Annotated in this window: 17 protein-coding genes and 1 tRNA gene; 13 read left to right on the top strand and 5 right to left on the bottom strand. The window is 58.5% G+C overall.

The window, feature by feature from the left end:
• Positions 1–24 precede the first annotated feature (24 nt).
• Together V6617_RS08620 and lipB are read right to left on the bottom strand one after the other, a co-directional pair.
• The gene (locus V6617_RS08620; protein WP_338610451.1) at positions 25–540 is read right to left on the bottom strand and encodes a DUF4282 domain-containing protein; all 516 of its coding nucleotides are present in this window, start codon (positions 538–540) and stop codon (positions 25–27) included.
• Between the two features lie 54 nt (positions 541–594).
• Complete coding sequence (gene lipB / locus V6617_RS08625; RefSeq protein WP_338610452.1) at positions 595–1299, bottom strand: lipoyl(octanoyl) transferase LipB; 705 nt, start codon at positions 1297–1299, stop codon at positions 595–597.
• Positions 1300–1409: 110 nt separating this feature from the next.
• Here lipB and V6617_RS08630 point away from each other — a divergent pair, with 110 nt between their 5' ends.
• The 9 genes from V6617_RS08630 (at position 1410) to V6617_RS08665 (ending at position 9218) form a co-directional block, all read left to right on the top strand.
• Positions 1410–1643, top strand: coding sequence for a FliM/FliN family flagellar motor switch protein (locus V6617_RS08630; RefSeq protein WP_338610454.1), 234 nt, complete (start codon positions 1410–1412; stop codon positions 1641–1643).
• A gap of 215 nt (positions 1644–1858) precedes the next feature.
• Positions 1859–1945 (top strand) — tRNA-Leu (locus tag V6617_RS08635).
• Positions 1946–2030: 85 nt separating this feature from the next.
• Positions 2031–3674, top strand: coding sequence for a tyrosine-type recombinase/integrase (locus V6617_RS08640; RefSeq protein WP_338610455.1), 1644 nt, complete (start codon positions 2031–2033; stop codon positions 3672–3674).
• A 338-nt stretch (positions 3675–4012) separates the two neighbouring features.
• Positions 4013–4552, top strand: coding sequence for a BRO-N domain-containing protein (locus V6617_RS08645; RefSeq protein ID WP_338610457.1), 540 nt, complete (start codon positions 4013–4015; stop codon positions 4550–4552).
• Positions 4468–4713, top strand: a complete 246-nt coding sequence (locus V6617_RS19005) for a Rha family transcriptional regulator (protein ID WP_422394818.1) — start codon at positions 4468–4470, stop codon at positions 4711–4713. Before V6617_RS08645 ends, V6617_RS19005 begins: the two co-directional genes overlap by 85 nt.
• Before the next feature lie 233 nt (positions 4714–4946).
• Positions 4947–5783, top strand: a complete 837-nt coding sequence (locus V6617_RS08650) for a hypothetical protein (RefSeq protein ID WP_338610458.1) — start codon at positions 4947–4949, stop codon at positions 5781–5783.
• Between the two features lie 461 nt (positions 5784–6244).
• Positions 6245–6907 carry a recombinase family protein gene (locus tag V6617_RS08655; RefSeq protein ID WP_338610459.1) on the top strand — a complete coding sequence of 221 codons (663 nt, stop codon included), beginning with the start codon at positions 6245–6247 and terminating at the stop codon, positions 6905–6907.
• Positions 6908–7197: 290 nt separating this feature from the next.
• Positions 7198–8280 carry a Shedu immune nuclease family protein gene (locus V6617_RS08660; protein ID WP_338610461.1) on the top strand — a complete coding sequence of 361 codons (1083 nt, stop codon included), beginning with the start codon at positions 7198–7200 and terminating at the stop codon, positions 8278–8280.
• A gap of 287 nt (positions 8281–8567) precedes the next feature.
• Positions 8568–9218, top strand: coding sequence for a hypothetical protein (locus V6617_RS08665; protein WP_338610463.1), 651 nt, complete (start codon positions 8568–8570; stop codon positions 9216–9218).
• A 1007-nt stretch (positions 9219–10225) separates the two neighbouring features.
• On the opposite strand, the gene V6617_RS08670 is transcribed toward V6617_RS08665, so the two are convergent.
• On the bottom strand, positions 10226–10537 hold the full coding sequence (locus tag V6617_RS08670; protein ID WP_338610464.1) for a plasmid stabilization protein: 312 nt from the start codon (positions 10535–10537) through the stop codon (positions 10226–10228).
• 198 nt (positions 10538–10735) lie between these two features.
• Here V6617_RS08670 and V6617_RS08675 point away from each other — a divergent pair, with 198 nt between their 5' ends.
• Together V6617_RS08675 and V6617_RS08680 are read left to right on the top strand one after the other, a co-directional pair.
• Positions 10736–11287 (top strand): DUF4168 domain-containing protein, encoded by a 552-nt coding sequence (locus V6617_RS08675; protein WP_338610466.1) that lies wholly within the window; start codon positions 10736–10738, stop codon positions 11285–11287.
• A gap of 388 nt (positions 11288–11675) precedes the next feature.
• Complete coding sequence (locus V6617_RS08680; protein WP_338610468.1) at positions 11676–12311, top strand: L,D-transpeptidase; 636 nt, start codon at positions 11676–11678, stop codon at positions 12309–12311.
• A 31-nt stretch (positions 12312–12342) separates the two neighbouring features.
• Here V6617_RS08680 and V6617_RS08685 read toward each other — a convergent pair whose 3' ends face one another.
• Complete coding sequence (locus tag V6617_RS08685; protein ID WP_338610470.1) at positions 12343–12927, bottom strand: DNA-3-methyladenine glycosylase; 585 nt, start codon at positions 12925–12927, stop codon at positions 12343–12345.
• Positions 12928–12941: 14 nt separating this feature from the next.
• On the bottom strand, positions 12942–13727 hold the full coding sequence (locus V6617_RS08690) for a GGDEF domain-containing protein (RefSeq protein WP_338610471.1): 786 nt from the start codon (positions 13725–13727) through the stop codon (positions 12942–12944).
• A gap of 203 nt (positions 13728–13930) precedes the next feature.
• Here V6617_RS08690 and mgtE point away from each other — a divergent pair, with 203 nt between their 5' ends.
• Complete coding sequence (gene mgtE, locus V6617_RS08695; protein WP_338610472.1) at positions 13931–15340, top strand: magnesium transporter; 1410 nt, start codon at positions 13931–13933, stop codon at positions 15338–15340.
• A gap of 343 nt (positions 15341–15683) precedes the next feature.
• A complete protein-coding gene (locus V6617_RS08700) occupies positions 15684–16106 on the top strand; it encodes a DUF1489 domain-containing protein (protein WP_338610474.1) in 423 nt (140 codons plus the stop codon).
• The last annotated feature ends 22 nt before the right edge of the window (positions 16107–16128 follow it).

The following is a 16128-nucleotide window of genomic DNA, read 5'->3' on the forward strand; positions in this document are numbered from 1 at the left end:
ATGTCAGGGCGCAGCGCCCGGATTTCAAGCTTTGGGCGCCGGTTTTGCCCGGCTTGGGCGCCGTTTGGCCGCGGGCTTGGGGGTGTCGGCATCCGGCATCACTGCTGGCTCCTCGGCAACCGGCGTTGCCGGTGGCGTGGGGGCGACCGGAGCGGGTGCCACCGGCTCGACCGGGTCGGGCTCCTGATCGGCCAGGTCCTCGATCGCTTCGCGAACGTCATCGATCAGCGAAGCGCCCAAATGTTCGGGCTCATAGGTTTCGGCCTCTGCGCTGTTGGCGCGGAAGAAAACGATGACGGCTTCGCACACAATGCGCAACGCTACGAAAGCCAAAAGCCCGAAGACGACGATTTCGAGCAGGCCCCACAGCCCGTTGCCAAAGCCGAACCGGAAGCTCGAAAAGAAGTGATTGACCGCCCACAGCGCAATGCCCGCCAGGCCAAGCATATAGAGGATCGTCACAAGGCGTGGCGAGATGATCCGGCCCAGATTGAACAGGACACTGCCCGTTGCGAGCTTTCGCAGGTCGTCGAAGCGCATTTTTGTCCCCTTGCATCCAAATCGGGAGAACTGAATCGGGTCACCTTGTCGCGATCACAGCGCAGAGGCAAGCCTTGCCGGCCCGAAGTGCGTTTCAAAGCGTGATTTGAGAACCGAATCCACCTCGGCCATCGAAACGATCTGCCCCAGATCCTCAAAGCTCGTGACTCCGTGCTGGCTAATGCCGCACGGCACGATGCCGGAATAATGATCGAGATCAGGGCTGATGTTGAGCGATATACCGTGGAAGCTGACCCAGCGGGAAACCCGTACACCGATCGCGGCAATCTTGTCTTCAACGAACGGGCCCTTGTCCGGGCGCTTGACCCAGACGCCGATACGCCCATCGCGTTTTTCGCCCTTGATATTGAAGGCTCCGAGGGTGTCGATCACCCAGTTTTCAAGCCCGGCCACCAGGCATCGGATGTCCCGTCCGCGCTGGCGCAGGTCGAGCATTACATAGGCGACTCGCTGGCCAGGCCCATGATAGGTGAATTGTCCACCTCGCCCCGCCTCGAACACGGGAAAACGGTCGGGTATTAATAGGTCCTCGGTCTTGGCGGAGGTGCCAGCGGTATAAAGGGGAGGGTGCTCGACCAGCCATATGGCTTCGGACGCCTCACCGGCTGCAATCGCGCGGGCGCGGCCTTCCATTGTCGCAAGAGCATCGGGGTATTCCACCTGGGACTCGGCAATGATCCAGTTGGCCGGAATTCCGTCGGTCCGTTTGAGCTTGGGCGCGCTCGCGCAAATGTTCATCTGGTCAGTCTTTAACGCTTCACTAACCATGACGCCTCAATGTCGAAGCCGACGCGCGGGGAAAGCCGATTCTCGCCGTATGATTTGCATCTGGCGGTCCGGATTTTTTGATGAATACGCTTGAAACCATCGAAATCGATGTCTCCGTGGAACTGGGGGCGGCCGTCCTGCCGGTCCATCACCTGCTGCGCATGGGGCGCGGCGCGGTGATCGAACTCGATGCCTTCGAGAACGACGCCATGCGTATCTATGCCAACAACACGCTGATCGCAAAGGGCGAGGTTCAGGTCGACGATGGACAGCTTAATGTGGTGGTCACCGAGAAGGTCATCAAGCCCGCCTGACGCCCGGAGCATTTTTTGCTTTTGTCTGAATCGCTCAAACTGCCCTGAGCCTTTGTTTGTCGCGCTTCCGAACCGGATGAGTGGCTTCCACCTATGCTGGAACCGCTTCAGCGCAAAACTTTATTCCCAAACGGCGAAATAGCCCTTGAGGGACACCAAACCATTTGCTACATGCAGCCTCGCTTCGCCCGAGGGTGCAGCATTCCCCAGACAGTGCGGTCGTGGCGGAATTGGTAGACGCGCAGCGTTGAGGTCGCTGTGGGGTAACTCCCGTGGAAGTTCGAGTCTTCTCGACCGCACCAAGTCTGTGGATTTCTGTTGAAATCCCAAAGACATGAGTGATTTCAGAGAGTTGTAGACGCCCGTCCGCTACAAAGGGCGCTACAAATGATTATTCCGATGACCAGCCTTACACGAGCGAAAAACGGCGATTGGTTTGCCCGCAAAGGTATCCCCGCTGACATTCGCGATGCCTACCAGCGTGCCTATGGTGTCCGCCAGGAAGAACGTTTTCGACGTCCCGCAGCTACACCCGCAGGTGAGGCGAAGATGGCCTTCGCGGATTGGGTCGCGGAATTGGAGGGCAGAATTGCTGCGTTACGGGCCTCTGATTCGGGAGATGCGCCAGCCCTGCCGCTACGCCAGCTGCGTGCCATTCTGGGCGAATGGTACGATTGGTTTATCAATCAGCAAGAAGAGCGCGAGCTATCGATGGAGGCTGTCGATAGCCTTTTTGCGCCAATAGCGGCCATTCATGAGCAGTTTGTGGTCAACTCGGAATCGGTAGATGGCGATTTTGAGCTGGCAAAAGGACCGCGCTATAAGGCGCTTCTGCACGCTCGATTGGCACAAGCCTCAGGCATTGAAATTTTCCTAGCTGAGGCAGGGAGAGCGTTGCGGGATGAGGACCGCCACCGCTTGCTCGAACTGCTTGAAGATGAATTTATCGCAGCATTGCAGGTGTTAAGAAGGCGGGCAGAGGGTGACTATGGGCGAGATACCCATAGGTTGAGGTTTCCTGCGTCCGGCGCTCAGCCGGTTGATGGACGGAAACACTGCGGCTGGAACGCGTGGGAAGCATTTGAAGCATGGGTGAAAGAACGAAACCCACAAGCCTCGACCATCAACCGCTGGCGTGGCGTCTTCGAGCATTTAAATACATTCACTGACGGCAAGGACCTGACCCTCATCACCGACGATGATGCGGTTGCTTGGAAAGACAAGCTTATGGGCGGCAACGCCAGCGGTCGAACTGTCAATGAAGTTTGGCTTACTGCCGCCCGGCGGGTTTTCAATTGGGTGAAGGACCAGAAGAAGATTGGCAGCAACCCCTTCGATGGGGTGAAGGTGGCGGTGGGTCGTACCTCTGGCACCAAGGGTGAGTTTAGCGAAGAAGATGTAGAGGCTATTCTTAAGGCTACGCTTATATCGCGTTCCTCCCGCACATCCCCCTATTTACGGGCCGCAATTAGGTGGGTGCCATGGTTGTGCGCATACACGGGCTCACGTCCCGGGGAAATGACTCAACTCCGCAAAGAGGACATCGAAAAGCATCGGGACGGCTTCTGGATGCTGCATATTCGTCCAGAGGCGGGCACGGTTAAGGGATCAGTTTCCCGCACTGTCGTGCTGCACGACCATCTGGTCGAGCAGGGCTTCATTGGCTTCGTCCAAGAGGCAAGGGGCGGGCCGCTGTTTTATGATCCAAAGGCCAGCGGAAGTCAAAAAAGGGCCGTAGACCCGCTCAATCCAGTGCGCCCGATGTACGTGCAGGTGCGACAAAAGCTGGCCGACTGGGTGCGCAAACTCGGTGTTACCGACCAAGGCGTAAGCCCCAACCATGGCTGGCGACATACCTTCAAACGCCGCGCCGCCCGAGCAAAGATCGAGCAGCGTCTGCGAGATGCGTTCTGTGGTCATAGTTCCGGAAATGTTGGTTCCATCTACGAACGCCCCAGTGTCGAGGACTTGGCCGAAGCCATCAAGGATTTCCCGCGTTATCCAGTCGACACTTCCAAGATCGCGCTCTGAGCCCTTTAGTAGGCACACAGGGCGGCTTTGGCGGTGGCTGGCGGATCATCCCAGCCACAGCCATTCTCGACTCTGTACGTCGCCCTGAGGCCTTCCCCATGATGTCCGAGAACGGTCGACACGGCCGCGAAACACGAGAACGCTCATGCGGGGCTTTTTCACTTCCATCAAAGACATTGTCAGCAACCTTCGTGCGGACCTTCGGGAGATGATCCACCGCCACTTCGCCAATCACATCGGGGGTCGTCCTCCGGTCTTTACGTTCGTGTGCCGTTTCCCCGCCTGAGCGCATGGGTTGAGTGGAGGGGGCTAAGGGTAGGGGAACAGAGCCGGCATCCATGTGTGACCGGCAACTGTTCGCCGGTCGGCTGGCGGACGTGGGCCAGCGTCGAAAACCGGTAGCGGCAGCGGTAGGGAGTAGGCCGACCATTCCCCGCCTGGCCCCTGCCGAACTAAAAACACTCTCCTTCTCCGGCCTTGAGCTGCGTGTCCTGACCATCTCGGACGAGCCGTGGTTCGTGGCAGCAGATGTCATCAAAGCAATCTACGGCCCGACCAACAGCAATTCGATGCCGTACAACATCCTCTCGCCGGATGAGCGAAGCTACACCAATCGGATTGATGTTGGTCTGGCACCCGGTCGCAAGATGGTCAGCATCTCCAAAAGCGGCCTCTACAAGCTCATTGCGCGGTCGGATAAACCCGAGGCCCGCAAGTTTCAGGATTGGGTGACCCGGGACGTTTTCCCTCTACCACCCTCAAGGACGGACAGGCCTTCACCAATAGCCGGGACGTGGCTGCCTTCTTCGGCAAGGAACATCGCAACGTTCTCCAATCCATCGACCGATTGGAATGTAGTGCAGGTTTCACTGCGCTGAATTTTCAGCTCAGCTCCTACAAGGACGCCTCGGGCCGGTCACTCCGCGCGGTCGACATGACCAAGGATGGCTTCTCGTTCCTCGTCATGGGCTTCACCGGTAAGGAGGCAGCCCGGCTTCAAGGAGCTCTACACCGCCGCGTTCAACGAGCTGGAAGCTAATGCAAACGCTGCCGTCATGTCGCTCCCCGACTTCACCAATCCGGCGGCTGCCGCTCGGGCCACGCTGAGGACGATTACCCCCATCATAAGCAATCGCGCACCGATCGGCGCACGGTCCAACCTACGCACCCCCGACACGATCAATGCTGGTTCCATCCCTCCCTCTAGCCGACACGTGTTGAACCCAATGCGGGTAGGGGCGTCCCGACATTTCAGAAAGCACACCAATGAGAATGGAAGTCATCAAGCGAAAACTCGACAAAGAGGCCCCAGGAAAAGTCCTGGGACCATTTGATGTTGACCTTCTTGCGATCCGCGTCGACCCGACCATGCAGGTCCGCAATCGCCTCGACGAGGGCAACAAGCAACGGCTACGGGCAGCCTATAGGGCTGGTGCCGACGTGCCCCCCTTGCTCATCGCTTTCATAGAAGGGGAGCAAGGGTACCCGGTTGTGGTCGACGGACACCACCGCCTCACCGTACTGGAGACGATGCAGGCGGAGGCCAAGCTCAGAGGAGGGCAGCCGGTTAAATCTGTGCGAGCCAAAGTCGTAAAGCTATCGCGACTCGAAGCACAATATCAGGCAGCGATGGCCAACGGTACGCACGGCCTCCAGCTTACCCCAAAGGAAACCCGCCGGGTGTTCGCGACCTACATCCGCGCAGGGCATCACATGAACGCTGACGGCACATTTAAGTCCTATCGCGAAATGGGGCGCGATCTTTCGCGCGAGCACAAAACCATCATCACATGGATGCGCAAGGACTTCCCTGCGGAATACAAAAAGATGGAGCAGCCCGAGAAGGCAACCATGGGCAGTGATGGACCACCACCAAAACCGCCCATACTGGTCAAGCACATTATCAACGCCCGCCTCCTCGAAATGCGCTCCCTGTTTCACGACTCGCTTAGCGCGGACCGGCACACGCTCGTTGATGGCATGTCTAGCCTCCTGTCAGAGTTCCGCAACGCGTTGGAACAGGTCAGCGGCTGGCAGATCGATGAGGAGGTAAGGACATCGCGGATGCATAAGGCCGGAAACAGACCATCTTCTCACCTGCCCTTCTGAGTGGGGAATTTCCCCATTGCAGTGCCCAGATGGAGGGGGAGCCTCGCGCCCCCCTTGATTGCCCCCACTATTAGGAAGAAGTGCCTCCGCGCTCGGGCAAGCTAGCCGCGACCGCGCTGTCTTCTCATCCCCGGATACTTCGGAGAAAAAATCTGAGACGTCCCCTATAATAGTGGAATGGCGCGCCTCCCCCCTCGCCCCTTCATTCGATGGCCTTCCCACCGGACTGATTGACTTCCCGCCACAATACCACGCCAAAGGTATGCCCGATCTCCGGGAAGGCGCTGGCATTGAGCAAGCCCAGCTCAACTAGCTGAGCGTGGTCAAGATGGTCCCACCCTGTTGATCAAGGCGTTCCCCGTAGCAGGGCCGTCTACACCGTGGACCAAATTTTACATCCACAACGATCGTTGACATTAGATAATTGCGGAATATGGTGGTTCCCAGAGTAGGGGATCACCATGAAGCAATACGTCATCTACACCCGCGTCAGCACCCAGGAACAGGGCCGGAGTGGTCACGGTCTGGAGGCGCAGGAGAGGGACATTGATCTGTTCCTCACCAATTTCTCTGATGTGCCCTACGAGGTAATCGGCCGGTTTCAAGACGTTTTGTCGGGCAGCTCGGATGATCGCCCGGAACTCGCGCAGGCCCTAAAGCTCGCTCGTTCAACAGGAGCCGAACTGCTGGTCTCCAAGCTGGACCGCCTCAGCCGCAAGGTGTCCTTCATTGCTGCGCTCATGGACGACAAGGCTCTGAAATTGCGAGTGGCCTCAATGCCGTTCGCGGACAAGTTCCAGCTCCATATTTACGCGGCTCTTGCTGAGCAGGAGCGGGCATTTATCAGTGAACGCACCAAGGCCGCGCTCAAGTCGGCCAAAGCCAACGGCAAGAAGCTGGGCGGCCTTCGGGACAAGACCATGAAGCGGAATGAGGCTATACAGGCCAAAGCGAAGGCCGAGGCCGAAAAGGTGATGAAGGTGATAGGGCCTTTGCGCCGGTCAGGGGCCACGCTGGCGGCAATAGCGGCCACGCTAAACGACACTGGCATCGCAACCTCAAGAGGCGGCGCATGGACGCCTACGCAGGTTTCTCGCGTACTTGCGCGGGTCGAGTCTCCTTAACAAGCTGCCATCGGCGTTTCCCTTTAGTAGGGGATATTATGTGTTTTAGAGATTGCGAAACAAGTCCGCCTATTCTCCCTCGGGGTGCCACGATAGCCATTGTCGTTGGCGGGCTTTCGACGGGGCACCCATATGTTTTGTTCTCTTGGATGATGCCCGAAGATGTTGCTTGGCCGCCTTAAGGCACATAGTCTCATCATAGTACACGTGGGGGAAATGCTTTGGAGGGCTGGGATGAAGAGTTGGCGTTTTGGAGAAAGCGGCCTTGGAAGACTTACGTGAGCCCCCGGTTGAGCAAGTTCTCCGAGCGGCCATTGCGCATCGCTAGAAAAGTCGTAGACGGGGGTGGGGGTCTCGAGTTTGCCAAGGAAAAGGGTGAGGTGGTCCTCCAGGAGAAACCTCCGGCACGGTTTGAACTGGTCGCCAAGTTTCTTGAGGATGACCGAGGCATTACCAACTTAGTCATTCAGAAATTCACTAAGGCTGGACCGAGAGAAGCGTTCACGCTCTATCCCGAGCAAATCACTGCCCTCCTGCAATTCGTGGCAAACATCCGCCGCGTCAAATTTCCCGACAGTAAGGGCCTCAATATCAGCGATGGCGAGCTTGAGGAGATGCTCCTGTCTCCAGAGCAGACCCGGAGAATGATGGCTGCGAATGCTCCGTTGCTGGCTGCTCTAGCGCGGACTGAAATCACAACAGAGGACGTGGTTGCTCTCGGCTATCGAAAGGCGCAGCTCCAGCGCTTCGATGGCCTGCTCAACGATGAAGCCGCATTCGCGACCGAGTTGGCCGAATGTGCCGGAAAACCAGAGGCTGTATGGCAGAGGTTTTTCGAGCAGAACCAATGGGTTTTCGGTTATGGCCTTTCGTACGTGTTTATGACTGGCTTGGAAGACCGCAAGCTGGAGCAGGTAGTGAAGGGCTTTGACGTTTCCGGTCGTGGAAAGCGGGTGGACAGCCTTTTGAAGACTAGAGCCGAAGTCAGCTCGCTTTGCTTTGTCGAGATCAAGCGTCACGATACCGCGCTGCTAGCCACCGGTGCTTACCGGCCTGATGTGTGGCAACCTTCCAAGGAACTCACGGGCGCCGTTGCCCAGGTTCAGGCTGCACTTCATGCCGCGTTGGCTGTGATAGGCGATGAGCTGCGGCCAGAACTAGACGATGGGAGCCCCTCGGGGGAGCTTTTGCAAGCGATACAGCCCCGGTCCTTCGTGATCGCCGGGAGACTTTCGGAGCTTATGACGGATAGTGGGTTGCACCGGCCCAAGTTCCGGGCCTTCGAGCTTTACCGGAGAAACCTCTTGCAACCCGACGTTCTCACTTTCGATGAGCTGTTTCATCGAGCTAAGTACATAGTGGAAAGCGCATGACGCAGGTAAACGCCTCCGACCCTAAGTTGTCCAGGTCGCGAGATGACTTTTCTTCGTCCACCGTGAGGGCACTTTTGATGAGGGTGGCGGGAGCTTGTTCACGCCCGGAATGCAGGCGCATGACGCTTGTCCCTAATCCCGACTATCCAAGCGTCTTTTCAGTCACAGGTCGAGCTGCCCACATAACAGCGGCGTCCCCGAATGGACCGAGGTATGACGAGACGCTAACAGCCGTCCAGCGCAGGGGCGCTGACAATGGAATATGGCTTTGCGCGGACTGTGCCGACTTGATCGACAAGCGAGGCGGAGAGGGATTTGACGTTGAGCTGTTGAGGAGTTGGAAGGCCAGGGCGGAGCAAGAGGTTTCCGACGCTGCTTTGCTGGGCTCGTTTGCGCAGCGACCAGTATGGCTCGATAAGCTCTCCACGCCACATTATGTCAATCTACCGAGGGTGCTCCACTTCTCCAAGGATACCCTCTCGCCAGCAGCGGCGAAAATACTAAGAAACGGCTTTCCAGAAACTGGCTACATCGCGCCAGAACTATACGAGGCAAAGCTCATCCTAAGGCGTCTCTCCATCAAGGCAATCGATGTCGAGCAGCTTATGAAGCCCAAGGAGCAGGTTAGGGAGGGACTGACAATTTCCTTCTATCGATCTTGTAGGACGTTAAACGGCGCTAACTCTGATTCAGCGGACGTGGAGACTTATTCCTATGACCGCTCGCCCTTAGTCTACTGCAAGGCTCATGGTTTCAAGTATGTTATGCCCTACGACCCGATTTGGGTGACTTCAAATACGGCAGTGGCCACAATGCGTAGCGGCAACACTAAATTGGCAGGCATAGCCGTGGTGAAGAAGGTGGATGTAGAAGGAAATTTAGCAGTTTGCACACCGCTGACCTTCGGCTTGCCCGATTTGTTGGGTCTGTTCGGGTAGCAGGAATGTCCCTGCTTAGCTTAACAGTGTCGCAACCGAGGTGAACGCATGACGGCTGCCGCAACCCCAGGCGCTAGCCTTGCGAAGACGGTATCAGCAGGTGTGGGTACGAATGCATCCGACAGACTGACTGCTGTTGCGCGGGCACTTTCTGGTGCAGTTCCAGGCGCGGGCTCTGTGCTTGCCGAGGTGATCTCAACCGCAATACCAAACCAACGTTTGGACCGCGTATCCGACTTCCTAGTACTCTTGGCCGGCGAAGTGGACCGGCTCTCCGCTGCGGAGAAGCTGCTGCAACCTTCGAACATGCCCTTAGTCGAGGAGGGCATCGCCCAAGCCGCTAGAGCCTTTACGCAAGCGCGCCGCATATACTTGGCAAGGTGCGTCGCGCATGGGGTTGACGCTGATGAAGTGGACAAGCTCAACGAGTTGAAAATCCTCCGACTGCTCGATGAGGTTGGTGACGATGACTTACTGCTCTTGGACGCTGTGAGTGACCCACAAGCATCTGAAAAGTTGGAGGCCCTGAAACCACCCCAACTCCCTGCAAACGCGCCTGACGAGGACCGTGCCAAAGGTGAGCTCCACCATGCCTCCTTCCGCAAACTGATTGCCATAGGCTTCCTTAGCTCTGCTCCGTACGCAGATGAGCCGCGGAGAAGGAGACCCAGCAAATATGGGACGCTGGAGGATGGTCCCTACATCAGCGCACTAGGCAGAATGGTTTTGGCGCGCGTTGGGCTGCGTCAATGATCACGTTTGAGACGGTTGACAGCCGCTACAAAACCCCGCTACAAACGCCTTCATCGACGGGCGAAAAAGCTCAATGAAATCAACGGTCGGTCGGCAAAATCGCCGTTTCTTCTCGACCGCACCATCTCTGGCCCACGGGCCATTTTCCTTACATCACTCCGTTCATCCTGGACCGCGTCCAGCAAATGCATGTCCTCGACGCGATCGGGGATGGAAACGGTCTTGCGGTTCGGACACGCGACAAAGCAACGGCTCTAGTGGGCGTGCTCGGCGTTCTTCTTGCGGGTTTCGGCCGCCTTCTTGGCTGAGGCGGAACGTTCGCTGGCCGGACGGTTTGCGCTGGCTTCGCCGCCTTTTTTGCCGCCCTTGCGGGCAGCTTCGTGAGTGTCCTTGTGTCCTCGGCCCGAGCCCGACTTGTTGCCGCCGCCCGATTCCTTGTTGACGGTGGCCCAGGCGCGCCGCTCGGCTTCATCCTCGGAAATGCCGCGGTCTTCGTAGCCTTCGGCGATGTGATCGGCCTTGCGTTCCTGTTTGTCAGTGTATTTGGATTTATCTCCACGTGGCATGGCCATGTCTCCTTTTTCACGTCTGTCGCTCAAAGGCGTTGGGCGGGCCAAGGTTCCGGATTCGCCTCACAGATCATAAGGGCGTCAGAGGTGTTTTTGCATGTCTGCCGCGCTTCGATCACCCGGAGCTGGAGGTTGGGTCGAAGGCGCGGGGCCGTACCGGCAAAATCGGTGCATGCTCGGTCGGATGGGTCCGAAATGCCCGAATTCCGGCAATCTATCGCCGATCACATTCTCGTCATCATCGTCCAAGAGGGTTGCGGGATTGGGTTTGCGAAAACCCGACAAATTGAGTTCGTCTCCGAGAGGCGTTCCACACCGAACGGAAAAGGACACAAAATGGGTATTCGAAACACCATGACCGCACTGGCCGCCAGCGTCATATTCGCAGCAAGCGCAGGCGGTGCGGTTCTGGCTCAGGACGCCGCACCGGCAACTCCTGAGCAGCCCCCCATGGCGGCGCCTGCCACTGATTTTGACCAAAGTCAGATTGAGTCATTCGCGGTCGCTTACGTTCAAATCATGGATATCGGCATGCAGGCGGAACAGCAGCTGCAAAGCGCCGAGACCGACGACGACCGGGCAGTCATCCAGATGATGGCCCAGGAGCAAATGGCGAGCACAGTTGAAAGCACCGATGGCATTTCGGTCGATGAGTACAACGCCATTCTGACAGCGGCACAGGCCGATCCGGTATTTGCCGAAGAAGTCGGGGGCGCCATCGAGGCGATTGTCCAGCCGGCGAACTGACCATCCCAATCAACCGTGCATTAAACAGGGAGAGACAAAAATGCGCAAAATTCTTGCTGTACTTGCATTGCCACTATTATTGGCGGCTGCCGCATGCGACATGCCGCCATCCGAGGACGGCGGGGTTCCCCCTGCTGCGACAGGCATGACGTCGGCGCCGGGCCCGCAAGGGTAACTGGCATCGAACGGAAAGGGGTGTCGGGTCAGATGCTCCTTTCTGTGACGTCCGGCGTTGGACGCGGAGGTGTTGCAGATTTGTCGCGGTCCCGGCCAGGATCGCTAAAAAGCCGCAATCGGGCCGTCATGGGGCGGAATTATGGTGAGAGAAGTTTTAACCCTTGTGGTTAATTATTGCTCACGTTGTTGATTCTTGCCTGGGTAGCTATCGATGAGCCTGACACGCCGCGGATTTCTTGTAGGGCTTCCGCTTTTTCTGGCTGCGTGTTCAACGCGCACCTCTTCTTCCGTTTCTTCCATGTCCATGGTCAATGCTTACGGGCCCGTGACCGATGAGCCGTTCCCGCTCGCCGCGCTGAACGCACGGCTTATAAAGCCGGAGTTGCGGCGGCAGCGCGTAGATTATGAGACCAACCATCCCAAGGGCACTATCGTCGTCGATACGCCCGCCCGCTTTCTTTATCTTGTCGAAGATGAGGGCAAGGCGATGCGTTATGGCGTCGGTGTCGGACGCGAAGGGCTTGCGCTGCGCGGCAATGCCTATATCGGGCGCAAGGCGGAGTGGCCGAGCTGGACACCCACCGCCAACATGCTGCGCCGCGATCCCGAGGCCAACGGGCCTTATCGCAACGGCATGGCCGGCGGGCCGAACAATCCTTTGGGAGCCCGCGCGCTTTATCTTTACCGGAGCGGCGGGGACACGATGTTCCGCATCCATGGCACCAACCAGCCGCAATCGATCGGGCTGGCGATGTCGTCGGGCTGCATTCGCATGCTCAATCACGATATCATCGACCTTTACGAGCGCGTGCCCTCGGGTACCCGCGTGGTGGTCATCCAGGCCTGAAGCCTGATCCAATCAGATTTCGCACGGCTCTTCAGACCTCTGAGGAGCCGTTTTTCGTGAAAGGCTTGCTCAAATATTTGCTGCCGGGCAGTCCGAACCGCCAGGGCAGGTCGACGGCTTTGGTAATACCGATGCGCGGGCCGGTGAGGATCGGCCCCTCGACAGGGGCCGGGGTGAAGCTGAAAGGCGGATCGGACAAGGGACGGTCGTTGTGGCTAAGATCGATGCCGAGCGCCTGTGTCAGCCGCCCTGGACCCGCGCAGAGCTTTCGCGTGTCCGAGAGGCCGCGCCGGCCGATCATCTCCTCTATTCCCTCGATAGGCACGAGCGCGCGGATGAGGACGGCACTGCCGGGACGGCACACGAAATTGACGCACCAGTGGATGCCATAGCTGCGATAGACATAGACGGTGCCCGGTCTGCCAAACATCGGCTTGTTGCGGGGCGTGGGGCCGCGAAAACTGTGCGACGCGGGTTCGTCCCGAGCGTAGGCCTCGGTCTCGACAATAGTGCCGCCGATGCCATCGACCAGAAATCGGGCTCCGATCAGGCGTTTGGCGACGGCCACAGCGTCGTCGTCGAAATAGTGCTTGATGGAGGACGGGTCGGCGGCCATGGGCCTAGATAGCCTCAGGCATCGAGGATTGCAAAGCCGGCCCCGCTGTTTGTGCAGCCGATCAGCCTGACAGTGTTGCGCCCTTCGTTCTTGGCGGCATAGAGCCGCTCGTCGGCCAGCTTGAACAAGTCCTCAAAGCCGGTGCGGCGATCGAACACCACGCCGCCGACGCTCACAGAAAGCTGATGGCGATGACCATCGGCAACGAAGGCCAGCTTTTCGACGGCGCGGCGGAGCCGCTCGGCCACGGTCTCGGCGCCATAGCGGTCGACAACGGGCAGGAAGACGCCGAACTCCTCGCCGCCCAGCCGCCCCACATTATCGCCGGCGCGCACCGAGGAGCGGATGGCCCGGGCGATCAGGGTCAGGGCGATATCGCCATTGTGATGACCGAAGCGATCGTTGACCTGCTTGAAATTGTCGGCGTCGATGATGAGCAAGGCGCCGTGGACGTGATCGCCCTGAGGAACCAGTGCTTCGAGCCGCGCTTCGACCAGTGCCGTAAAGGCAGTCCGGTTGAGGCAATTGGTCAGCCCGTCGGTGGCGGCGAGAAGGCCGAGCTGGCGGTTGGCAGACGCCAACTCGCGCAGCTTGAGAGAAAAATAGAGAAAGAACGGTGCGGCCAGCCCGAGTGGCACGACGATGGCCGCAAAGACAGCGCGGATCTGAATTTCCATGGGAAAGGCCGCAAATGTCACGACGTTGTAACCGAGCGCCACCAGAACGCAGAACAGCGGGCCGCAAACCGTCCACCCGGCGATGGGCATCCATCCTTTGAGCCTAGGGCCACCGATACGCATTCCAGCCTCCGTTGCATGGAGCAACGTGATGGGTATGACGATAAGGTCGCCCTTATATGGCTTTAGGCTAAACTACTTAGCGGGCGGCGGTGGCGGGCAGCTGCCATGCGATTGCGCTGTGGCAAATGGCAGGCGGATGGGTTACGCCATAGCCAGGAACCAAGAGTCGCGCGCCCTGCGCAATAACCGGGAAGGAGAGTTGCATGGAAGACGCTGCATCGACCGGACCGGAACCCGACGAAATTCCCGAAACCATCTATGACGGGAACGGCCGGCTCCGTTCCGATTGGTACGAGGCGCTGCGCGCCGAGATCGACACAGGGGATGCCGAGGCTCTGCGCAAGCGTATGGAGCCGCTCCATGAATCGGAAACCGGCGACGTCATCGAGGCGCTGCCGGCTGATGATCGGGTGCGGCTGGTCATGCTGCTGGGCCATGCCTTCGATTATTCGGCGCTGACCGAGGTCGACGATTCGGTTCGTATCGAGCTGATGGAAGAATTGCCAAATGCCGAGATCGCGCGCGGCGTCGCCGATCTCGACAATGACGATGCCGTTTATATTCTCGAGGATATCGATGCTGCGGACCGGGACGAAATTCTGGCCCAGATGCCGGCTTTCGATCGCATCTCGCTCAAACGAAGCCTGGATTTCCCCGAGGATTCCGCCGGACGGCGGATGCAGACCGAATTCATTGCCATTCCGCCGTTCTGGACGGTAGGGCAAACCATCGACTATCTGCGGACCAATGACGATCTGCCCGACGATTTTTATCAGATCTATGTCGTAGATCCCGGGTTCAACCTGCTTGGCACCATCCCGCTCGACCGCATTCTTCGGGTTCAGCGGGCGACACGCATCGAAGAGATCATGAACACCCAGATCCGCCAGATCGATGCTACGCTCGATCAGGAAGAGGCGGCGCGCATCTTCGAGCGCTACGATCAGATCGAAGTCGCCGTTGTCGATGAGAGCAAGCGGCTGGTGGGCGTCCTGACGATCGACGATATCGTTGACGTCATCAATGAAGAAGCCAATGAGGATATCCATCGTCTCGGCGGTGTGGGTGACGAAGACATTTCGCGCACGGTGCCCGGCGTTGTGCGCAGCCGGGCGACGTGGCTGCTGGTCAATCTGGGCACCGCCACGCTGGCGTCGCTGGTCATCGGGCTCTTTGACGGCACCATCGAGCAGATGGTTGCTCTGGCGGTTCTTATGCCCATCGTTGCTTCGATGGGCGGGGTTGCAGGCACGCAGACCATGACGGTCACCGTTCGGGCCATATCGCAAAGGGAACTCGACAGGAACAACGCCTGGCGGCTGATCCGACGCGAATTGCTCGTCGGGCTGACCAACGGTGTGATCTTTGCCGTGCTCCTCGGGGTGATCACCGGGTTCCGGTTTGCCAACCCGGCGCTCGGGATGGTGATCGGCTTGGCCATGGTGGTCAACATGATCGTTGCCGGGGGCTGCGGAATTCTCATCCCGATGCTTCTCAACAGGCTTAAGATCGATCCGGCCGTGGCCTCCTCGACCTTTGTGATGACCTTTACCGATGTGATCGGCTTTTTCGCCTTCCTGACCCTGGCGGGCTGGTGGTTCGGACTGTTCTGAGTGCGATTCGCCCGTCATGCGAATATTGCAAGTGAGATTTGCGCGAATGTGGCTCAATCATGGCTTGCGGAACCGGCTTTGGGTAGTTAATTAGGCGTTACCGGTGAGTGGCGGCAATCGCGCTCACCGCTTTTGCAACAGCGCAAGGAGCTTGCATGCGTAGCCAATCCAAGGCCGTATGCTGGCGGGCTGCAAGTTGGACATGTGTCGGCTTGATCTCGCTCGGTTTCATTGTCTCTGTCATTGCTGGCGCCTGATACGGCCTTTCGGCAACAGACAGATTCAGATACGACAATGGGGTGCCCGGAAACGGTCGCCCCATTTTCTTTTTGGGTGGTTCCCCATGCATATCATCAAGCTCTGTGTTGGCGTTTCCTCGGTGGAGGAGTTGATCGAATGGCGCGCGCTGCGCCGCGAGCAAGGCTTCGGACGCCCCGACGGGCTTAATGTCCATCGCACCCGCATGATGCCCAAAAGGGCCGACGAGATTGTGGGACAGGGATCGTTATACTGGGTTATTGCCGGTGCGGTGCGTGCGCGTCAGGTGATTGCCGACCTCAAGGCTGAAACCGACGGGGAGGGGCGGTCGTGTTGCGACATCCTTCTTGAGCCCGATCTGATCCGCACAGCGCCTTATCCGCGTCGGCCATTCCAGGGTTGGCGCTATCTGCAGGCCAAGGACGCGCCACCCGATCTTGCCCGGGCGGGAGAGGAAACGCCGCCCGAAGGCATGGCCGAAGAGCTGGCCCAACTGGGGCTGCTTTAAGCCGGTTCAATGACCTCGTGCC

The sequence above is a fragment of the Pelagibacterium nitratireducens genome (genome assembly GCF_037044555.1).
In the GTDB taxonomy this organism is placed as follows: Bacteria; Pseudomonadota; Alphaproteobacteria; order Rhizobiales; family Devosiaceae; genus Pelagibacterium; species Pelagibacterium nitratireducens.